Raw genomic sequence first — 19,557 nt, forward strand, 5'->3', positions numbered from 1 at the left:
GCCGGCGTCCCGACGGCCCGCCCGGCGCACGATGCCGGCCGGGCCGTTGTTCCATCGGGCGCGGCGCGACATTGCCGCGACACTTTCAGGCCCGTTGACGCCACAGGGAAACGGCGCCGGCCTCTACAATCGGCGGCATGACCCATTTCCTGCATACCGCCGATTGGCAGATCGGCCGTCAGTACGGCCAATTCGAAACCGATGACGCCGCCTTGCTGGCCGAGGCCCGCTTCGATGTCGTCGCGCGCATCGCCGCGCTTGCCGCCGAGCGCCAGGTCGACGCGGTGCTGGTAGCCGGCGACGTGTTCGACACCCAGGCCGTGTCCGACCGCACCATTCGCCGCCTGTTCGCCGCGCTGGCCGCCTACGCCGGGCCGTGGGTCATGATCGCCGGCAACCACGACGCGGCGCTGGCCGACAGCGTCTGGAGCCGCGCCGCGCAACTGGGCTGCATCCCGCCCAACGTGCGGGTGCCGTTGCGTACTGGCGTGGTCGACCTGCCAGCGCAGAACCTCGCGGTGCTGGCCGCGCCGCTGACCCAGCGCCATACCTACGACGACGTCACCCAGGCCTTCGACGCGCTCGAATCCGAACCCGGCCGCGTCCGCGTGGGCCTGGCCCATGGCAGCGTGGCCGGCCGCCTGCCCGACACCATCGACGCCACCAACCCCATCGCGCCCGACCGCGCCGCCCGCGCGCGGCTCGACTACCTGGCGCTGGGCGATTGGCACGGCTGCCTGGCCATCGACGAACGCACCTGGTACGCCGGCACGCCCGAGCAAGACCGCTTTCGCGGCAACGAACCCGGCTACGCGCTGGACGTGCGCATCGATGCGCCGGGGGCCCCGCCACGCGTCGAACGCGTGCCCACCGGCAAATACCGCTGGTCCGCCTGGACCGAAACCCTGAGCCTGCCGACCGACGCCCAGGCGCTGGCCGACCGCCTGGCGGCGCTGCGCGCCGAAGACGTGCTGCGGCTGGAACTGCAGGGCCACGTCAACGTGCCGACCTGGGAGGCGCTGCAACGCGCCGTGGACCAGGCGGCGGCGCAGGCGAGGGCGGTGCTGCCGGATTTCTCCGGCCTGCTGCTCGAACCCGACGAGGCCGACCTGGCGCAACTGGGCGCGAGCGGCTATGTCGGCGAAGTGGCCGCGCAACTGCAGGCCATGCAGGCCGATCCCGACCAGGCGGCGGTGGCCGGCGAGGCCCTGCGGCTGCTGCTGCGGTTCCAGCGCGAAGGCGCGGCGGCGGGAGGCGCGCAATGAAGCTCACGCGCATCGCCCTGGAAGAATTCCGCAAGTTCCGCCAGCCCCTGGTGCTGGATGGCTTGCAGGACGGCCTGAACCTGTTCGTCGGTCCGAATGAGGCCGGCAAGAGCACCGTGGCCGCGGCCATCCGCGCCGCGTTCCTGGAACGCTACAGCACCCGCACCGTGTCCGACCTGGCGCCGCGCGGTGAGAGCGGCGCGCGGCCCGGCGTCGAACTGGCATTCAGCCATGCGGGACACGACTACCTGCTGAAAAAACACTTCCTGTCGCGGGCCCGCTGCGAACTGCTGATCGACGACGGCGCCCAGCGCCTGGACGGCGAGGAAGCCGAGAACGCACTGGCCGCGTTGCTGGGCTTCGAACTGGCCGCGCGCGGCCAGAGCAAACCCGATCTGGCCGGCGTGCCGGGCCTGCTTTGGATCCAGCAGGGCGACGGCCAGAATCTGCAAACCGCCGCTGGTCACGCCGGCGGGCATCTGCGCGAGGCCCTGACGCAGTTGTCGGGCGAGCTGGCCTCCGGCGACGGCGACCGGCTCTACGAGCGCGTCGCTGCCGAGCGCGCCGCCTTGCTGGATGCGCGCAACGGCCGCCCCAAGGGCATCTACAAGGACGCCGAGGACGCGCTCGCCGCCGCTCAGGCCGAGCGCGACCAATGCGCCCAGGCCAAGGCCCAGCTCGACGCCGATGTCGACCGGCTGGCCGCGCTGCGCGCCGAACACGCGCGCGCCGAGGCCGACCAGCCCTGGAAGGACTTCGAGGCCCGCGCCGCCGAGGCGCGCGCCCGGCTCGCGGCCGTGGCCAAGGAACGCGAGGCGCTCGAAGGGCTGCAACGCGAACAGCGCCAGGCGGCCGAAACCTTGGCCGTGCTGCAGGAACAGGTGCGCCGCGACCAGCAGGACGAAACCGAATTGCAGGCCCTGGTGGCGCAGGCGCGGGCCGCCCGCGCCGCGGTCCAGCAGGCCCAGGAGCCGCTGGCCCGCGCCCGCGCGCTGCGCGACACGCACGCTGCCGCCGCCGAACAGGCGCGCCAGCGGGTCGCCGCGGTGCAGGCGGTGGCCGACCGCCGCGACCTCGAACACCAGCTCGGCCAACTGGCGCGCGACATCGAGCGCCTGGACGGCGCGCTCGCAAGAACGCACCCGCCTGATCGAGCAGGGCTCGATCCTGAAGGCCGAGGCCGTGCGCATCGAAATCGCCGACGCCGACATCCAGGCCTTGCGCAAGCGCGAACGCGCGCTGGGCGACCTGCAACTGCGCCAGCAGGCCATCGCCACGCGCCTGTCGTATGCGCTGGACGCGGGCCGCGAGGCCCGGCTGGACGGCGCCGCGCTGGCCGGCAGCGGCGAGTTGCTGCTGACCGCGGCGGCTGAACTTGAATTGCCCGGCCTGGGCCGGCTGCGCATCGAGCCGGGCGGCCAGGACCTGCCGGCGCTCAAGCGGGAACTGGCCGACGTACAGGCGGCCAGCGCGGCTTTGTTGTCGCGCCTGGGTGTGGCGCACGTGGCCGAGGCCGAGGAACGCCATGCGCGCGGCGTCGACTTGCAACGCGAACTGGAGGCCATGCGCAAGACGTTGGCGATCCATGCGCCCAAGGGCGTGGACGCACTGCGCGGGCAACGCAACGAAGCCCAGGCGCGGCGCGCGCAACTGGCCGAGCGGTTGGCGTTGCTGCCGCCGGCGGCTGAGGCGGGCGATGCCGATGCGCCCGCCGCGCGCCAGGCGCTGCGCGATGCCGAAGCCAGCGCGGCGCAGGCCGAGCAGGCCCTGGCGGCCGCGCAGCGCGCCCTGGATGCCGACAGCGCCCGCGCCCAGCTACTCGAAACCCAGGCCGCCGCGCGCGGCGCCGACCTGCAATCGCCCGAACGCGCGGCGCAGCGCCAGGCCCGCGCCGGCCGGCTGGCCGAGGCCCGCAGCGGCCACGACCTGCTCGAACAACGCCTGCGCCAGGCGCAGGCCGCGCTGGAAGCGCTGCGGCCGGAACTGCTGGAACAGGACGCGCAGCGCTACGAAAGGTCCGCCGCCATCGAACGCGACGCCCAGCACAAACGCCACAGCGAGATCCAGCAGTTGTTGGGCAAGCTGGAGCAGGCCGGCGCGCAGGGCCTGGGCGAACGCTTGTCCGAGGCCGAGGCCGCCTGCGAGCGCCTGCAGCGCCGCCGCGACGAATTCCAGCGCCGCGCGCAGGCGCTCGAACTGCTGTCCACCTTGCTGGCCGGCAAGCGCGACGCCGCCACCCAGCGCCTGCAGGCGCCGCTGGCGCGCCGCCTGAGCCACTATCTGGCGCTGCTGTTCCCCGAGTCCGCGCTGCGCCTGGACGAGGCGCTGCTGCCCGCGGCCCTGCAGCGCGCGGGCGGCGAGGACCCGCTGGACGCGCTCAGCTTCGGCACGCGCGAGCAATTGGGCATCCTGGCGCGCTTTGCCTACGCCGACCTGCTGCGCGAGGCCGGACGGCCGACGCTGCTGTTGCTGGACGATGCGCTGGTGCACACCGACGACGACCGTCGCGACCTGATGAAGCGCGCGCTGTTCGATGCCGCCACGCGCCACCAGATCCTGATGTTCACCTGCCACGGCGAGGCCTGGCGCGACCTGGGCGTCGAGCAGCGCCGCATCGGCGCTTGACGCCTTGGCGGCGGTGCGAGCCGCGTCCGCACGTGCAAACCGCCCCCGCACGGGCGGACCGGTGTCGTCAAGCGCGTCGCCGGACGCGTGCGGGCGCCCCGCAACTTGACGCTGGCGCGCGGCGCCGGTAGCCTACACGGGTTCATCACCGAACCCGACGCGCTTCACATGCCCGACTTCACGCCTTCCGCCGAATCCGCCTTCGCTGCCCGCGCAGCCGGCGCCGGCCTGCGCGCAAGCCGGCGGCATGCCGTGTCGCCCCCCGTTGTTTCTCCTGTCGTCTCGACGGTCGTATCGCCGCCGGTGGCGTCGCCGCCGTGCGATGTCGTCGTCGGTGTCGCGGGCGCTTATCCGCCCGTGGTCGCCGTCGTCGGCTGACCGCCGCACACTTCCCGCTCCCGCCTTATCGCCTGGATCCGCCGCGCTGATGCGCCGACGCGTTTGCGTTCGCGCCCGCCCGCCGCGCGTCCACGCCTGATCCGTTCGCGCGCCGCAAGACGCGTGCGCGCCGCGGGAGCCTGTTCCATACCCGACAGGTAGAAATCTTCATGTCTTTCAATCGCAATGCGTGGGCCGCCTACGGCTCCACTTCCTTGTTCGTGCTGCTGTGGAGCGGCGGCGCGATCTTCGCCAAATGGGGCCTGGCGCACGCCTCGGCCTTAGGTTTCCTGCTGTGGCGCTTCGTCCTGGCGCTGGCCGTCCTGCTGGCGCTCTGCGTTGGGCGCCGGCGCTGGCTGCCGGCGCCGGGCACGCGCGGCATCGTCGCGCTGACCGGGCTGCTGCTGATCGGCAGTTATTCCATCTGCTATCTGCTGGCGCTGGACCACGGCATCACGCCGGGCGTGCTGGCCACGCTGCTGGGGGCGCAACCCATCCTGACCCTGGCGCTGCTCGAGCGCCGCTTTCCGCCGCTGCGGCTGGCGGGGCTGCTGCTGGCCCTGTGCGGATTGGGCATGGTGATGTTCCAGAGCATCGGCATGGCGCGTTTCTCGCTCGCCGGCATGGCCTTCGCGTTCGCGGCGCTGCTCAGCATGACCGCCGGCGCCATCCTGCAAAAGCGCGTGCGCCAGGCGCCGACGGACGTGATGCCGCTGCAGTACGTGGCCAGCCTGGCGCTGTGCCTGCTGTTCGCGCCGTTCCAGCCGCTGCACGTGGATTGGAGCGTGGGTTTCATCCTGCCGCTGCTGTGGATGGGGCTGGTGATCTCGGTCGGCGCGACGCTGCTGTTCTACCGCATGATCCAGTCCGGCAACCTGGTCAACGTCACCAGCCTGTTCTACCTGGTGCCGGCCGGCACCGCGGCGCTGGATTACCTGGTGCTGGGCAACCGCCTGTCGCTGCTGAGCCTGGGTGGCATGGCGGGGATCCTGCTGGGGCTGATGCTGGTGTTGCGCACGCCGGCGGCGCGCTCGGGCGGCTGATCGCGGTTTGCCGTCGCGTGGCGGGATGTTCGCCGCGCGGCGCATACCCCGGGGCGCATCGCGCCCGTGGGCGGGGCGGCGGCGCGCGCCGGGGCGTGGCCGTCCTGCCGCTTCGTCCGGCTACGCGTGCGCGGCTTCTTCCTGGCCAGCCCAGTGGCCGCTGACCAGCTGCGCCGGGCGTTCGCGCGCCTGGACCCGGGCGCAGACCGCCCAGGCGTCCAGGCGCACGTTCAGGCCGGCATAGACGCCATGGCCGTCGCCCGCTTCGATGCAGCCGTCGGCTTGCACGCCTTCGCCGGCGCGGATCGAGCCGTCGGCGCGGATGTCTTCGCCCGCGATCAATCCCCAGCCCGCGGCCAGGTGGCCGCCGCAGACGATGCTGGCGCCGGCCTGGATGCCGCAGGCGGCATCGATGTCCTTGGCGGCCTGCACGCCGCCGCCGGCCTTGATGCCCTGGCCGCACTTGAGGGCGCCTTGCACCTGCACGTCCTGGCCGGCCCGCAAGTGACCGGTCACGGCCAGGTCCTGACCGGCGCAGATGTCCCACTTGGCGCGCAGGTTGCCGCGGCAGTCGAAGGCGGCGGCGACCTCGATGCCCCATTCGGCGGACACGTCGCCGCCCGCGCGCAGATCGCCGGCGCTGGCGATGTTGGCGCCGGCCGTGATGTTCTCGCCAGCCACGATGGATTCCCCGGCACGGATGCCGCCGCCGGTGATGATGCTGCGTCCGGCCCGCACCACGCTGTCGACGTTGATGCCCATGCGCACTTCCAGCGTGCCGGCGAAGACGATGGCGTGGGCGTCCAGCGTGTCCAGCTTCAACACCGCGTCGGTCGGCCCGAACTGGTCCAGCAGCCAGCAGGCGTCACCGACCCGCCCGTCGGCCACCAGGGCATCGAGGACGGCCTGATAGTCCCCCTGTCCGTTGTGGTCGCGCAGGAACCATTTGTAGCCGCCCGCGCAGGGGTTCTTGGCTTTGACGAATTTCTTGGTGAGTTGCATGGCGTTCGGTGGCAATCAAGGCGTGGCGCCGCCCGCCGGTCATAGTCGGCGCGCGGACGGAAAACGTGGCAAGACCGCCCGGCCATGCGGCAGGGCGGTCGCGCCGGCCGGCCTCGAACCGCGCCGCGCGCAACAAGGGTACGGGCGTGCGGGCGGCCGGCGGCGGGCCGGTGACGGAAAGCGGGAAGGGGGGATGCCGGCGATTAGCCGGGCTTGGAACGCGCGTAGGCGGAACGCGCGGCGACTTCCTGCGAGCTCAACAGGGTCGAGCGCAGGGCGCAAAGCACGCAAGCGGTGTCGGAAGGATGGGAGAAATCGATTCGCACGGGCGAAATGGTAGCAGAGCGCGGGCGCGTCATCTGCCCGGCGATCGCCGATGGGGCGTGGGACGGTCCGAATCTGGCGCCGCGCAGGGTGCGCGTTGAGCCGGCGGCCTCGGAAAGGGCCCGCCGGCACGGCGTGGCGGCGGGCAGACGGGCTGGCGCCCGGGTCACGCGGCGATGCCGCGTGACAAGCCTCAGTTGGTCGACTGGATGTTGCGTTCCTTGGCGATGCGCTGGCGCAGTTCCAGTTCACGCTTGATCTGCGCGGCGTATTCCGCCGGCGTGTTGCCGTCGACCAGCGAGCCGCCGTCGGCCAGGCGCTGGATGATCTTCGGATCCTTCAGCGCCTTGACGGTGGCGTCGTGGATGCGATCGATGACCGCCTGGGGCGTGCCGGCGGGCGCGACCAGGCCGTACCAGGCCATGTTGTCCATTTCCGGCAGGCCGCCTTCCGAGAAGGTCGGCACGTCCGGCAGGGTGGGCAGGCGCTTGGGCGCCGCCACGGCCAGGGCGCGCAGCTTGCCGGCCTGGATGTGCGGCATGGACGAGGGCAGGTTGTCGAACTGGGCGTTGACCTGGCCGGCGATCACGTCATTGAGTGCCGGACCCGAGCCGCGATAGGGCACGTGCACCATGTCCGTCTTGGTGAGCGACTTGAACAGTTCGCCATCCAGGTGGCCGATGCCGCCAGCGCCGGACGAGGCGTAGCTGTACTTGCCGGGGTTGGCCTTGAGCAGGGCGATGAACTCGGCCATGTTCTTGGCCGGCACCGACGGGTTCACCGTCAGCACATTGGGCACGTTCACCATATTGGTGATGGGTGCGAAGTCCTTGAGCGGGTTGTACGGGTTCTTGGGGTTGGTGGCCGGATTGGTGGCCATGGTGCTGACAGTGGCCACGCCCAGGGTATAGCCGTCCGGGGCGGAGCGGACCAGCGCGTCGGCGCCGATCGAGCCGCCGCCGCCGCCGCGGTTCTCCACCACCACCGCCTGGCCGAGTTCGCGGCCCAGGCCTTCGGCCACCACGCGGGCCACGATATCGGTGGTGCCGCCGGCCGCGAACGGCACGATCAGGCGGATGGGTTTGTTCGGGTAGGCGTCAGCGGCTTGCGCGGCGCCGCTGAGACAGAGGCCGGCGAGGGCGGTGGCCAGGACGGCCTTGGCTTGGGACAGCACGGTCAAGAGTCTTCTCCATATTATTGAATCCGAGCCGGCCGGCTACGATGGCCGGCGTCGGTGAAGCGCGCCGGGCTCGGATGCTGGCCTGGCCGACGCTTCGTGGGCGCCATTCCACACAGTTACGGTGGCCCGGTCAATCGGGATTCCCCCTGCATCGCGTGGGGGTATTTTTCGCCGCCAGGATGCGGGGGCGATAAGCGGCGTTGTTGCAAAAAAACGTATGCTGACAATAACTTGAATGAAAATGGGGTCGTCATCGCTGCGTAATGATTGCGCAGCGATCATGTCGTCATCCCCTCGGTACGCGCATAAATCTCTGCATAACTTACAAGAATCTGATATTTTTCGGATGAGATTCTTGGCCGGTCTTGCAAGAAAGCTATTGCGTTTGTTTCTGTCTGCGCCGTTCAATGGGGCGTTGGTTGATGTCCCCGCGGGGCAACGTGTAGTGCAGCGACGCACCGGGCCAGGGTTCCGTCCGTTATTCAATCCCCGGTTCGTTTCGTCTCTCGCTGTCGCGCTGGCGGGAGGGGGCCCGGACATTCTCGGAACGCCATGTCGCTGATACTGATCCTCGCTCTGCCGTTTGCCGGCAGCCTGTGCGCCGCGCTGCTGCCTTCCAACGCCCGCAATGCCGAGGCCTGGTTGGCGGGCATCATCGCCCTGGTTTGCGCGGTTCTGGTCGCCAGTCTCTATCCACAGGTCGCCGGCGGCGGAGTGATCCGCGTCGACATGCCCTGGGCGCCCGCCCTGGGGCTGCAGTTCACCTTGCGCATGGACGGCTACGCCTGGCTGTTCGCGCTGATCGTCTCCGGCATGGGGGCGCTGGTGGTGCTGTACGCGCGCTACTACATGTCGCCGGAAGACCCGGTGCCGCGCTTCTTCTCCTTCTTCCAGGCCTTCATGGCCGCCATGCTGGGCGTGGTGCTGTCGGGCAACCTGATCCAGCTGGTCATGTTCTGGGAAATGACCAGCCTGGCCTCGTTCATGCTGATCGCCTACTGGCACCACCGCCTGGATGCCCGCCGCGGCGCCCGCATGGCGCTGACGGTGACCGGCGCGGGCGGCCTGTGCCTGCTGGCCGGGGTGCTGATCCTGGGCCACATCGTCGGCAGCTACGACATGGACCGCGTGCTGGCCGCCGGCGACCTGGTGCGCGCCGACCCCTGGTATCCCGCCGTGCTGGTGCTGGTGGCGCTGGGCGCGCTGACCAAGAGCGCGCAGTTCCCGTTCCATTTCTGGCTCCCCAACGCCATGGCCGCGCCCACGCCGGTGTCGGCCTACCTGCATTCGGCCACCATGGTGAAGGCCGGGGTGTTCCTGCTGGCGCGCTTCTGGCCGGTGCTGGCGGGCACCGATGAGTGGTTCTGGATCATCGGCGGCGCCGGGCTGATCACGCTGGTGCTGGGCGGCTATGCCGCCATCTTCCAGCAGGACATGAAAGGGGTGCTGGCGTATTCGACCATCAGCCACCTCGGCCTGATCACCTTGCTGCTGGGGCTGAACAGCTCGCTGGCGCTGGTGGCGGCGGTGTTCCACATGGTCAACCACGCCACCTTCAAGGCCTCGCTGTTCATGGCGGCGGGCATTGTCGACCACGAGACCGGCACGCGCGACCTGAGCCGGCTGTCCGGTCTGTACAAGGCCATGCCGATCACGGCCACGCTGGCCATGGTGGCGGCGGCCTCGATGGCCGGGGTGCCGCTGCTCAACGGCTTCATCTCCAAGGAAATGTTCTTCGCCGAGACGACCTTCGTCAGCGGCGACATGATCACGAAAGTGGGCCTGCCCCTGGCGGCCACGGTGGCGGGCGCCTTCAGCGTGGCCTATTCGCTGCGCTTCATCCTGCAGGTGTTCTTCGGCCCGCCGGCGACCGACCTGCCGCGGGCGCCGCACGAGCCGCCCGGCTGGATGCTGCTGCCCAGCGGCCTGCTGGTGCTGATGTGCCTGGTGGTGGGCATCCTGCCGGGCCTGACGCTCGGCCCGTTCCTGGCCACCGCCGCGCAAAGCATCCTGGGCGCCGACATGCCCGAATACAGCCTGGCGGTGTGGCATGGCGTCAACCTGCCGCTGGTGATGAGCTTCGTGGCCATGACCGCTGGCGTGATCCTGTACCTGGCGTTGCGCGCGCACCAGCGCGCCAATCCGGGCCGGGTGCCGTTCATCTACCGCCTGGACGGCCGTCGTTCTTTCGAAGCGCTGCTGGACGGCTCCAGCGTAGCCGCCGCATGGCTGTTGCGCTGGCTGGCGTCGTCGCGCCTGCAGGTGCAGATGGTGCTGATCGTGCTGGGCACGCTGTTCGTGGCCTGGCTGCCGCTGCGCGCCGGCGGCTGGCTGGACGGCACCGGCCGCGCCGCCGCGGTGGACCCGGCGTTCGCCTTGCTGTGGCTGGTGGGCTGCGTCTGCGCCGTGGCGGCCGCCTACCAGGCCAAGTACCACCGCCTGGCGTCGCTGGCGCTTGCCGGCGGCGCGGGGCTGGTGACCTGTCTCACGTTCGTCTGGTTCTCCGCGCCCGACCTGGCCCTGACGCAGTTGTCGGTCGAAGTGGTGACCGTGGTGCTGTTGCTGCTGGGCCTGCGCTGGCTGCCGCGCCGTATCGCGCAGGACGAGGATGAGGGCCTGGGCGCCACGCTGCGGGCCCGTGGCCGCCGCCTGCGCGACCTGCTGCTGGCCACCGCCGCCGGCACCGGCATGGCGGCGCTGGCCTATGCGGTGCTGGTGCGGCCGCAGACCGACACCATCTCCTCGTATTTCGTCGACCGCGCGCTGCCCGACGGCGGCGGCACCAACGTGGTCAACGTGATCCTGGTGGACTTCCGCGGCTTCGATACCTTCGGCGAAATCACCGTGCTGGGCATCGTGGCGCTGACGGTATACGCGCTGCTGCGCCGCTTCCGTCCGGCGCCCGAGAGCGCCGACCTGCCGCGCCAGCAGATCGACCAGGACGGCCCGGTGCCGGCCGCGCCCGACATCAAGTCGGTGGTGCCGACCGGTCCGATGATGGTGCCCACGGTGCTGGTGCGCCTGCTGCTGCCGACCGCGGCGCTGATCTCGGTGTATTTCCTGCTGCGCGGCCACAACCAGCCGGGCGGCGGATTCGTCGGCGGCCTGGTCTTCGCCACCGCCGTGATCCTGCAGTACATGGTGGGCGGGGTCTACTGGGTCGAGTCGCGCAGCCGCCTGAACCCGCAGAACTGGATCGGCATCGGCCTGCTGTTCGCCGGCACGGCGGCGGTGGCCGCCTGGCTGGCCTACAAGCCATTCCTGGCCGCGCTGGCCTGGGACGTCGCCTTGCCGCTGGTCGGCCACGTGCACCTGTCCAGCGTGCTGCTGTTCGACCTGGGCGTCTATATGCTGGTGGTCGGATCCACCGTGCTGGTGCTGGTGGCGCTGGCTCACCAATCGCTGCGCGCGCAACGCAAGGCTGTCGCCGAAAGCCAGGCGGCCGCCGCACAAACGGGGGAAGCCTGATGGAATTGATTTACGCCGTCGCGATCGGCGTCCTGGCGGGCTCGGGGGTCTGGCTGCTGCTGCGGCCGCGCACCTTCCAGTTCATCATGGGCCTGTCGCTGGTCTCCTACGCGGTCAACCTGTTCATCTTCGGCATGGGCCGCCTGACCTCGGGCCGGCCGCCGGTGGTGGATCCGGCCATGGCCCATGATCCTTCCTGGTATGCCGATCCGCTGCCGCAGGCCCTGGTGCTGACGGCCATCGTGATCGGCTTTGCCACCACCGCGCTGTTTTTGGTGGTGCTGTTGGCTTCGCGCGGCTTGACGGGCACCGACCACGTCGATGGACGGGAGTCCCAATCTTGAGTTTCTGGCTGCAACATCTTCCTATCCTGCCCATCATCACGCCGCTGCTGGCCGGCGCGGTGATGCTGCTGCTGGCCGACACCAGCCGCTATGCGCGCGGCACCATCGCCGTGCTGTCCACGTTGGCGCAACTGGCCGCGGCCATCGCCTTGCTGGCGGTCGCCGGGGGCGGGGTGCCGGGCGTCTGGCCGGACGGCGTCGGCGTGTACCTGGTGGGCGACTGGCCCGCGCCGTTCGGCATCGTGCTGGTGGTGGACCGCCTGGCCGCGGTCATGCTGACCCTGACCGCGGTGCTGGGCCTGGCCACGCTGACCTATGCGCTGGCGCGCTGGGACCGTGCGGGGGTGCATTTCCATTCGCTGTTCCAGTTCCTGCTGATGGGCCTGAATGGCGCCTTCCTGACCGGCGACCTCTTCAACCTGTTCGTGTTTTTCGAAGTGCTGCTGGCCGCGTCCTACGGCCTGCTGCTGCACGGCTCGGGCGTGGCGCGTGTCAGCGCCGGCCTGCAGTACATCGCGGTCAACCTGGTGGCCTCGTTCCTGCTGTTGATCAGCATCGCGCTGATCTATGGCGTGAGCGGCACGCTCAACATGGCCGACCTGGCCCTGCGCGCCGGCAATCTGACCGGTTCCGACCGCATGCTGTTCGAGGCCGGCGCCGCCATTCTCGGCGTGGCCTTCCTGGTGAAGGCGGGCGCCTGGCCGCTGAACTTCTGGCTGGTCAAGGGCTACGGCTCGGCCGGCGCGCCAATCGCGGCCATGTTCTCGATCATGACCAAGGTCGGCATCTACGCGCTGCTGCGCATTGGTTCGCTGCTGCTGCCGAGCGGCGCGCCGGCGGCGTTCAGCCTGGACTGGATGTTCGCGGCCGGCCTGGCCACGCTGCTGTTCGGCGGCCTCGGCCTGCTGGCCACGCAGCAGCTCGAGAAGATGGTGGGCTATTGCGTCATCGTCTCGGCCGGCACGCTGCTGACGGCGCTGGGCATGCCCGGCGTGACGCTGACCGGCCCGGCGCTGTTCTACCTGATCAGTTCGGTGCTGACCACGGGCGCTTTCTTCATGCTGGCCGAACTGATCGAACGCACCCGCAGCTTCGGCGCCAACGTGCTGGCGGTGACGCTGGACGCCTTCGACCTGGACGATCCGACCTCGGTGAATCGTTCCGATGACGTGGTTGGCGTCGCCATTCCGGCGGCCATGGCCTTTCTTGGCCTGGCGTTCATCTGCTGCGCCTTGCTGGTGACCGGCTTGCCGCCGCTGTCGGGCTTCGTGGCCAAGTTCTCGCTGTTGTCGGCGGCGGTCTCGGCGGCCAACGAATCGGCGCCGCCGATGGATGCCTGGATCCTGGTGGCCGCGGTGCTGGTGTCCGGTCTGGCGGGCCTGATCGGCCTGGGCCGCACCGGCATCCGCGTGTTCTGGGCCAGCGACGACCGCAGCACGCCGCGCCTGCGGCTGATCGAGGCGGGGCCGGTCGCGGTCCTGCTGCTGCTGTGCGTGGGCCTGGCGGCCGGCGCCGGCCCGGTGTCGGCCTACCTGGACGATGCCGCGCGTTCGCTGGACCAGCCCAAGAGCTATATCGACGCCGTCATGTCCGCGCAGACGGTGCGCGCCGCGCAAGGAGGAAGCTGATGCGCCGACTGTATTTCCTCTTCCTGCCGGTGTTCCTGTTCGTCCTGTGGCTGGTGCTGAACGAAAGCCTGTCGGCCGGCCAGATCGCGCTGGGCGTGGCGCTGGCCCTGTGGTTCACCTGGGCCGCCTCGCGCCTGCGGCCATTGAAGGCGCGGCCGCGGCGCCTGTGGAAAGCGATACCGCTGTTCCTGCACGTGACGGCCGACATCATCAAATCCAACATCGCGGTCGGCAAGCTGATCCTGAACCCGCGGCCCAATGATTTTTCGCCCGGGTTCATCAAGATCCCGCTGACCATGCGCGACCCGCACGGCCTGGCCATGCTGGCCTGCATCGTCACCTACACGCCCGGCACCGTCTGGGTCGAACTGGGCGATGACCACCGCCTCAAGCTGCACGTGCTCGACCTGCAGAACGAGGAAGACTGGGTGCGCCTGGTGCAAGACCGCTACGAGCGCCCCTTGATGGAGATATTCGAATGAACGCCATACTGTATTGGGCGGCGTCCTTTGCCCTGGTGTGCTTCGCGCTGGGCATGGTGTTCGCCACCATTCGCCTGTTGCGCGGCCCGACCGCGCAGGACCGCGTGCTGGCGCTGGACACGCTGTACATCAACGGCATGCTGACCATGCTGGTGTTCGGCATCCGCTCGGGCACGTCGGTGTATTTCGACATTGCGCTGCTGATCGCGCTGTTCGGGTTCGTGGGCTCCACGGCCATGGCCCGCTTCCTGCTGCGCGGCGAGGTGATCGAGCCATGATCGAGACCCTTCCGCTGTGGGCGAGCATCCCGGCCAGCATCCTGCTGGTGCTGGGGGGCCTGCTGGCCCTGACCGGCTCGGCCGGCCTGCTGCGCTTTCGCACCTTCTACGCCCGCATCCACGCGCCGACGCTGGGCAACACGATGGGCTGCGGCTGCGTGCTGGCCGCCTCGATCCTGGTGTTCTCGGTGCTGTCCGCGCGGCCGGTGTTCCACGAAGTGATCATCACGCTGCTGCTGGTCGTCTCGTCGCCGGTGACGGCGATGCTGCTGATGCGCGCCGCGGTATACCGTAACCGTTTGACCAAGGCCGACGCCGACCTGGACGCGCGCTAGGCGGGCAAGAAAGGGACAGAACACAGGCCATCTGGGGACAAGTTGCGCGGGCGCAATGAATATTGCGTCGCAGCATCGGAAACTTCGGCTTACGATTGCACGTTGCTGGACATGTCCCCGTCGCGTCATCGTGGGATAGTTGTATCAAGCAGATGGCGCCGGTCCACGAGGCCGCGCCGTCCGGGTTCAATCTTCTTTTCTTCAAGGAGCTGGCCATGAATGTACGTCCCATGCACACCAAACGCCTTGCGGCATCCCTTTACGCGGCAGGCCTGATGCTGGCCGCGGGAGCGGCGCAGGCGGCCGACCCGATCGGTCGCGCCGGCATCCAGGCGCAATACGAACAGGATGTGGCGGCTTGCAAGAACGGCAGCACCGGACAGGACCGCGCCGCCTGCATGCGCGAAGCTGGCGCCGCTCGCCAGGAAGCCATGCGCAAGCAACTGAGCGATGGCACCACCGACCAGCACCAGCAGAACATGCTGGATCGCTGCAACCGCCTGCCGGCCGATTCGCGCCAGGATTGCATCACGCAGATGACCTCGCCGACCCAGGTGCGCGGCAGCGTGCAGGGCGGCGGCGTGCTGCGTGAAACCGTGATCCAGGTGCCGGCCGGCACCGCCGGCACGGTGCCGCCGCCTCCGCCGCCGGCCACCGCGCCCGGCATGGCGCCGGCCCCGGGCATGGCGCCGCCGCCCGCGCCGATGCGCCAGTAACCGCGCTGGGCGGGCCAGGGGAGGGCGCGGCGCGTCCTTTCCCCGCGGCCACGGGGCCCGGCCGCCGCCACAATCAGGCAAAATGGCGGCTGTCGCCCTTACTTACGCATATCCATGTCCGACGTCATCGCCCTGATTTTCGACTTCGACGACACGCTGGCCTCGGACAGCACGTCCGGTTTCCTGGACAGCATCGGGGTGGACACGGCGTCCTTCTGGAAAGACCAGGTCGACCCGCTGCTGTCCAACCAGGACTGGGACCCGGTCCCGGCCTACCTCTACCAGATGATCCAGCTCTCGCGCGCTGGCACGCATGGCCTCATCACGCAGCAGCGCCTGCGCGACTGGGGCGCGCGACTCGAACTGCACGATGGCGTGGGCACGCTGTTCCAGCGCCTGCGCGCCGCGGTGCGGGCGGCGCAGCCGCAGGTGCAGCTGGAGTTCTACCTGATCTCCAGCGGCATCGGCGACGTGGTCCGCTCCACGCCCATCGCGCACGAGTTCACCGAGATCTGGGCCTCCGAATTCACCTACGGCGCCGACGGCGGCATCGAGTTTCCGCGCCGCATCGTCAGCTTCACCGACAAGACGCGCTACCTGTTCCACATCCAGAAGGGCATCATCGGCCGCGATTTCCGCAACAAGCCGTTCGAGGTCAACCGCAAGGTGCCCGAGGACCGCCTGCGGGTGCCGTTCGACCAGATGGTGTTCGTCGGCGACGGCTACACCGACATCCCGTGCTTCTCGCTGATCCGGCGCGCCGGCGGCTACGCCTTCGGCGTCTGGGATCCGAAGCACCGCGACAAGCGCAGCCGCGCCTGGGGCTTCATCGAGGAAGGCCGGGTGTCGAACCTGAACCAGGCGCGCTACGACGAGAACGCCGAACTCTACCAATGGCTGGAAGAGGCCGTGACCAGCCTGGCCGGCCGCATCGCGCTCAAATCGCGGGTGTACCGTGGTTGAGCCGCTTGCCATGGCGGCCGTGCCGCCCTGGACCGCGCAGGATGCCGAGTTCATGACGCTGGCGCTGGAACAGGCGCGGGCGGCCTATGACATCGGCGAGGTGCCGGTGGGCGCGCTGGTGGTTTCGGCCCAGGGCGACATCCTGGGGCGCGGCTACAACCGCACCATCATCGACCACGACCCCACCGCGCACGCCGAGATCGTCGCCTTGCGCGTCGCCGCGCGCGCGCTGGAAAACTACCGCCTGCCGGGCATCACCGTGTACGTCACGCTGGAGCCCTGCGTCATGTGCATCGGCGCCATGCTGCACGCGCGCCTGGCGCGGGTGGTGTTCGGTGCCTACGACCCCAAGACCGGCGCCTGCGGCAGCGTGCTGGACGTGGGCTCGGTGCCCAAACTCAATCATCACACTTCAGTCACCGGCGGCGTGCTGGCGGAACCCTGCGGCGAGCTGCTGCGCCGGTTCTTCCGCGAACGCCGCGCCAAGGAATCCATCGCATGAGCAACACCCGAGGCGCCAAGGCGCGCGCCGCCAAGGCGGCCGCCGCCCCGGCGCATGACCACGCCAGCCACGATCACGACCACGAATGCGACGAGGCCTGCGGCCACGACCACAGCCACGACCACGAGCCGGGCCACGTCCACGGCTTCCCGGACGCCCGCGGCATCTACCTGATCTCGCCGTCGTCGGCGGTGCGTGATCCGCAGACCGTCGAACTGGCGCGCGAGCGCCTGGCCGCGCAGGGCTTCAAGACCGCGCTGGACCGCACCGCGCTGGCCGAGCACCAGCGCTTTGCCGGCACCGACGCGCAGCGCCTGGCCAGCCTGACGCGCGCCGCCAAGCAGAAACTGCCGATCGTCATGGTGACGCGCGGCGGCTATGGTATGGGCCGGCTGCTGCACGCGATCGACTGGAAGGCCATGGCCGACAGCGGCAAGCGCTTCGTCGGCATGAGCGATTTCACCGCCTTCAACCTGGCGCTGCTGGCGCAGACCGGCGCGGTCAGCTACACCGGCGCCACCGCCATCTACGACTTCGGCGGCAAGAAGGTCGACGACCTGACCGAAGCGCTGTTCGGTGAAGTGATGCGCGGCGAACTGGAAATCCTCAGCTTCGAGACCCAGGACGCCGACCCGGTCGATTGCCGCGGCATCCTGTGGGGCGGCAACCTGGCGATGTTGACCTCGCTGGTGGGCACCCCCTACATGCCCAAGGTGCGCGGCGGCATCCTGTTCCTGGAAGACGTGGCCGAGCATCCGTACCGCATCGAGCGCATGCTGATCCAGCTGTGGCAGGCGGGCATCCTGGGCAAGCAGAAGGCCATCGTGCTGGGCCGCTTCTCGGACTACAAGCTGGCGCCGCACGACAAGGGCTACGACCTGCACGAAGTAGTGGCCTGGCTGCGCAAGACGGTCAAGGTGCCGGTGGTGACCGGCCTGCCGTACGGCCACGTGGCCACCAAGGCGACGCTGCCGATCGGCCAGAAGGTCGGCATCGCCACCGAAAAGGGCCTGGCCCACCTGGTGCTGGACGAACACCATCACTGACGCAGGCGGGCCGGAAGGCCCGCCGCGTGGCGTGCTTCACTTCTTGAACAGCCTGTCGACCAACGACTGCGCCTTCTGCTCGCCGCGGCGCTTGGCCTCGGCCTGCTCGGCGGGTGTCTGCGCGGCTTTGTTGCAGGCGCCGGCATAGCTGGGAAAGCGCGACGCGCATTCCTGCGCCAGCTTGCGCGCCCTGTCCCAGCTGTCGGTCTGCCCGTAGAAGGCAATGGCCTCCGGCCAGGCCAGGCCGGCATCCTTGAAGTACTCGAAGCCCTGGTTCATGACCGCGGTGGCGGGTGCGCGCTGGCCGGAGCCCAGCAGATTGTTGGCGCGCAGGACATAAATGCGCCAGGCGCGGTCGCCCTCGGATTGCAGGTTGCGGTCCAGCAGGGCGGCGGCGCGGGCGGACGGCTTGCCGGGTTCGCCTTGCGCCATGCTTAGCGCCAGCAGCGGCAACGCCTGCTGTGCGGTCGGGCCGGAGGCGGCCTGGGCCGCGAGCTTGCGCGCCTGGACATAGTCCTGCGCCTGCAGCGCCTGTTGCGCGGCGTTGGCGCTCTGATAGTTCTTCAGCACGGTCGCGCTGCGACGTTGCGCGCGCGCCTTGTTCCACGGCGCGATGGTGGCCGCGGGGCGAGGCTTGCCGGCCATCAGCGGCGTGACCTGCCCGGTCAACGAGGTCAGCCGCGCTTCGGTGCTGGGATGGCTGACGGTCAGCTTCTTCCAGATGTCGTCCAGGCCATTGCGCAGGTCTTCGCTGGCGCCAGCGAGGCCGGAACTCAGCGACGCCTGCATCTCGGTCAGCGGCGCGACCTTGTTGCCCGAGGCCGTGGCCTGCTTGCGCGCATCCTGCGCGGCGGCCTGCTTGATCTGCTCGACCATGCGCTTGCGGTCTTCTTCCTGGATCCTGGCGTTGTCCGTTTCCCAGGTGGCCTGACGCTCCAGGAAGGCCTTGAACCCTTGCGTGTAGGAATAGCCCAGCCGCAGGCTGACGGTGGCGCCGAAGCGATCGGCGTTTTCCTCCTGCTGCCGGTTCCAGGCAGGGACCAACACGTCCTTGCCGAAGGCATAGGAAGCGATCACGCTGTCCACCGGGCTCCAGCCCGTCGCGCTGCCGGCCTTTTGCGCCAGGGCCACGCCCAGCGCCGCCAGCGTGGCGACTTGGTCGCTGGTCGTATTGGCCGCTTCCAGCTGGTGATAGTCCAGGTAGATGTGGCCAAATTCGTGCGACAGGATGGCGACAATCTCGTCCTCGGACTCCGCAGACGAGAGCCATCCGATCGACAGGTAGATATTGCCCGCGCCAGTGCTGTAGGCCTCCAGGGCTGGGGACGCGGTGACGTACACGGCACCCGGCCAGCCGGGCACGCCAGCGGCATCCTTGATGCGGCCGAGCAGGCCGTTCAGGTAGCCCTGCATCTCGGGCATGGCAACCAGGCCCATGTGTTGCGCGCGCTGATTGCGGGCGTCGCGGTCGGCGTCGGGCCACTTGCGGTCGGTGGGGGCGGGCGGCAATTCCCCGGTCTTGAACGACAGGCCGGCGCCGGGCATGTTGGCGCAGCCGGCCAGAGCCATCGCCAGGGTCAGGGCCGCGAGGCGGGGCGCGTGATGGAAGGGCATCGCCATGTCAGCGGCAGGCATTTTCGCCGGCGCCGGCGGTGGAGCCGGTGGGGCCGGGCACGCGCTTGACCACCGGGCCGCACTGCGCCGACGAATTACGCGCCACGCGCACCTGCATGCTGTCCACCCAGTAGTCGGCGCCGTCCACCGTCACCCGGTAGAACTCTTCGCGGCTTTCCAGTACCGGCCACGGCATGCCCTGGCCATCGGATTTGGCGACCGGCGTTCCGCCGCCCGGCTGCGCATAGAGCGGCAGCGGCTTGAGGCTGGCGCCGACGATCTGGTCGGCCGCCAGGGCCGGCGCGCCGTACAGGGCCAGCGCCGCGAGGGCGGCGGCAATCATGGAGGAAGGCTGGATCATGCG

At 69.7% G+C, this 19,557-nt stretch carries 19 protein-coding genes; 15 read left to right on the forward strand and 4 right to left on the reverse strand.

What is annotated here, in order from left to right; genetic code table 11:
* Positions 1-137 precede the first annotated feature (137 nt).
* The 5 genes from AruCF_RS12870 (at position 138) to AruCF_RS12880 (ending at position 5,311) form a co-directional block, all read left to right on the forward strand.
* Positions 138-1,265 (forward strand): metallophosphoesterase family protein, encoded by a 1,128-nt coding sequence (locus AruCF_RS12870; RefSeq protein WP_049073433.1) that lies wholly within the window; start codon positions 138-140, stop codon positions 1,263-1,265.
* Complete coding sequence (locus AruCF_RS29905; RefSeq protein WP_254431198.1) at positions 1,262-2,638, forward strand: AAA family ATPase; 1,377 nt, start codon at positions 1,262-1,264, stop codon at positions 2,636-2,638. The genes AruCF_RS12870 and AruCF_RS29905 overlap by 4 nt, the downstream gene beginning before the upstream one ends.
* Positions 2,535-3,890: an ATP-binding protein gene (locus tag AruCF_RS29910; protein ID WP_254431205.1), complete on the forward strand. Its 1,356-nt coding sequence runs from the start codon at positions 2,535-2,537 to the stop codon at positions 3,888-3,890. Before AruCF_RS29905 ends, AruCF_RS29910 begins: the two co-directional genes overlap by 104 nt.
* A 168-nt stretch (positions 3,891-4,058) precedes the next feature.
* The gene (locus tag AruCF_RS29145) at positions 4,059-4,268 is read left to right on the forward strand and encodes a hypothetical protein (protein ID WP_144419126.1); all 210 of its coding nucleotides are present in this window, start codon (positions 4,059-4,061) and stop codon (positions 4,266-4,268) included.
* Positions 4,269-4,438: 170 nt separating this feature from the next.
* A complete protein-coding gene (locus AruCF_RS12880) occupies positions 4,439-5,311 on the forward strand; it encodes a DMT family transporter (RefSeq protein ID WP_049073435.1) in 873 nt (290 codons plus the stop codon).
* Positions 5,312-5,431: 120 nt separating this feature from the next.
* Here the strand turns inward: AruCF_RS12880 and AruCF_RS12885 are convergent, their stop codons facing one another.
* Together AruCF_RS12885 and AruCF_RS12890 are read right to left on the reverse strand one after the other, a co-directional pair.
* Entirely contained in the window at positions 5,432-6,313 is an 882-nt protein-coding gene (locus AruCF_RS12885) for a hypothetical protein (RefSeq protein WP_049073436.1), read from the reverse strand.
* 517 nt (positions 6,314-6,830) lie between these two features.
* Positions 6,831-7,817 carry a Bug family tripartite tricarboxylate transporter substrate binding protein gene (locus AruCF_RS12890; protein WP_049073437.1) on the reverse strand — a complete coding sequence of 329 codons (987 nt, stop codon included), beginning with the start codon at positions 7,815-7,817 and terminating at the stop codon, positions 6,831-6,833.
* Positions 7,818-8,369: 552 nt separating this feature from the next.
* Between AruCF_RS12890 and AruCF_RS12895 the strand changes: the two genes are divergently transcribed.
* The 10 genes from AruCF_RS12895 to AruCF_RS12940 all read left to right on the forward strand — a co-directional run bounded on the left by AruCF_RS12895 (position 8,370) and on the right by AruCF_RS12940 (position 17,579).
* Complete coding sequence (locus AruCF_RS12895) at positions 8,370-11,285, forward strand: monovalent cation/H+ antiporter subunit A (protein WP_049073438.1); 2,916 nt, start codon at positions 8,370-8,372, stop codon at positions 11,283-11,285.
* Complete coding sequence (locus AruCF_RS12900) at positions 11,285-11,629, forward strand: Na+/H+ antiporter subunit C (protein WP_006227452.1); 345 nt, start codon at positions 11,285-11,287, stop codon at positions 11,627-11,629. The genes AruCF_RS12895 and AruCF_RS12900 overlap by 1 nt, the downstream gene beginning before the upstream one ends.
* Positions 11,626-13,257 (forward strand): monovalent cation/H+ antiporter subunit D, encoded by a 1,632-nt coding sequence (locus AruCF_RS12905; RefSeq protein WP_049073439.1) that lies wholly within the window; start codon positions 11,626-11,628, stop codon positions 13,255-13,257. Before AruCF_RS12900 ends, AruCF_RS12905 begins: the two co-directional genes overlap by 4 nt.
* Positions 13,257-13,739, forward strand: a complete 483-nt coding sequence (locus AruCF_RS12910; RefSeq protein ID WP_049073440.1) for a Na+/H+ antiporter subunit E — start codon at positions 13,257-13,259, stop codon at positions 13,737-13,739. Before AruCF_RS12905 ends, AruCF_RS12910 begins: the two co-directional genes overlap by 1 nt.
* Positions 13,736-14,017: a K+/H+ antiporter subunit F gene (locus tag AruCF_RS12915; RefSeq protein WP_049073441.1), complete on the forward strand. Its 282-nt coding sequence runs from the start codon at positions 13,736-13,738 to the stop codon at positions 14,015-14,017. Before AruCF_RS12910 ends, AruCF_RS12915 begins: the two co-directional genes overlap by 4 nt.
* Positions 14,014-14,352 (forward strand): monovalent cation/H(+) antiporter subunit G, encoded by a 339-nt coding sequence (mnhG, locus tag AruCF_RS12920; protein ID WP_049073442.1) that lies wholly within the window; start codon positions 14,014-14,016, stop codon positions 14,350-14,352. The genes AruCF_RS12915 and mnhG overlap by 4 nt, the downstream gene beginning before the upstream one ends.
* A gap of 215 nt (positions 14,353-14,567) precedes the next feature.
* Positions 14,568-15,068, forward strand: coding sequence for a hypothetical protein (locus tag AruCF_RS12925; protein ID WP_080977571.1), 501 nt, complete (start codon positions 14,568-14,570; stop codon positions 15,066-15,068).
* 114 nt (positions 15,069-15,182) lie between these two features.
* On the forward strand, positions 15,183-16,031 hold the full coding sequence (locus AruCF_RS12930; RefSeq protein WP_063568984.1) for an HAD family hydrolase: 849 nt from the start codon (positions 15,183-15,185) through the stop codon (positions 16,029-16,031).
* 10 nt (positions 16,032-16,041) lie between these two features.
* A complete protein-coding gene (gene tadA, locus AruCF_RS12935) occupies positions 16,042-16,533 on the forward strand; it encodes a tRNA adenosine(34) deaminase TadA (protein ID WP_049073444.1) in 492 nt (163 codons plus the stop codon).
* Entirely contained in the window at positions 16,530-17,579 is a 1,050-nt protein-coding gene (locus tag AruCF_RS12940) for an LD-carboxypeptidase (protein WP_063568983.1), read from the forward strand. The genes tadA and AruCF_RS12940 overlap by 4 nt, the downstream gene beginning before the upstream one ends.
* Positions 17,580-17,615: 36 nt before the next feature.
* Here AruCF_RS12940 and AruCF_RS12945 read toward each other — a convergent pair whose 3' ends face one another.
* Positions 17,616-19,214, reverse strand: coding sequence for a M48 family metalloprotease (locus AruCF_RS12945; RefSeq protein ID WP_231133046.1), 1,599 nt, complete (start codon positions 19,212-19,214; stop codon positions 17,616-17,618).
* A complete protein-coding gene (locus tag AruCF_RS12950) occupies positions 19,201-19,554 on the reverse strand; it encodes a hypothetical protein (RefSeq protein WP_049073447.1) in 354 nt (117 codons plus the stop codon). The genes AruCF_RS12945 and AruCF_RS12950 overlap by 14 nt, the downstream gene beginning before the upstream one ends.
* Positions 19,555-19,557 lie beyond the last annotated feature (3 nt).

It is taken from the genome of Achromobacter ruhlandii (genome assembly GCF_002082135.1).
Classification (GTDB): Bacteria; Pseudomonadota; Gammaproteobacteria; order Burkholderiales; family Burkholderiaceae_B; genus Achromobacter; species Achromobacter ruhlandii.

Coding starts and splice junctions, on each gene's coding strand:
- AruCF_RS12880 (WP_049073435.1), top strand. CDS start 4,439: ATGTCTTTCAATCGCAATGCGTGGGCCGCCTACGGCTCCACTTCCTTG.
- mnhG (WP_049073442.1), top strand. CDS start 14,014: ATGATCGAGACCCTTCCGCTGTGGGCGAGCATCCCGGCCAGCATCCTG.
- tadA (WP_049073444.1), top strand. CDS start 16,042: ATGGCGGCCGTGCCGCCCTGGACCGCGCAGGATGCCGAGTTCATGACG.
- AruCF_RS12900 (WP_006227452.1), top strand. CDS start 11,285: ATGGAATTGATTTACGCCGTCGCGATCGGCGTCCTGGCGGGCTCGGGG.
- AruCF_RS12885 (WP_049073436.1), bottom strand. CDS start 6,313: ATGCAACTCACCAAGAAATTCGTCAAAGCCAAGAACCCCTGCGCGGGC.
- AruCF_RS29905 (WP_254431198.1), top strand. CDS start 1,262: ATGAAGCTCACGCGCATCGCCCTGGAAGAATTCCGCAAGTTCCGCCAG.
- AruCF_RS12945 (WP_231133046.1), bottom strand. CDS start 19,214: ATGCCTGCCGCTGACATGGCGATGCCCTTCCATCACGCGCCCCGCCTC.
- AruCF_RS12925 (WP_080977571.1), top strand. CDS start 14,568: ATGAATGTACGTCCCATGCACACCAAACGCCTTGCGGCATCCCTTTAC.
- AruCF_RS12940 (WP_063568983.1), top strand. CDS start 16,530: ATGAGCAACACCCGAGGCGCCAAGGCGCGCGCCGCCAAGGCGGCCGCC.
- AruCF_RS12915 (WP_049073441.1), top strand. CDS start 13,736: ATGAACGCCATACTGTATTGGGCGGCGTCCTTTGCCCTGGTGTGCTTC.
- AruCF_RS12930 (WP_063568984.1), top strand. CDS start 15,183: ATGTCCGACGTCATCGCCCTGATTTTCGACTTCGACGACACGCTGGCC.
- AruCF_RS12895 (WP_049073438.1), top strand. CDS start 8,370: ATGTCGCTGATACTGATCCTCGCTCTGCCGTTTGCCGGCAGCCTGTGC.
- AruCF_RS12910 (WP_049073440.1), top strand. CDS start 13,257: ATGCGCCGACTGTATTTCCTCTTCCTGCCGGTGTTCCTGTTCGTCCTG.
- AruCF_RS29145 (WP_144419126.1), top strand. CDS start 4,059: ATGCCCGACTTCACGCCTTCCGCCGAATCCGCCTTCGCTGCCCGCGCA.
- AruCF_RS12870 (WP_049073433.1), top strand. CDS start 138: ATGACCCATTTCCTGCATACCGCCGATTGGCAGATCGGCCGTCAGTAC.
- AruCF_RS12950 (WP_049073447.1), bottom strand. CDS start 19,554: ATGATCCAGCCTTCCTCCATGATTGCCGCCGCCCTCGCGGCGCTGGCC.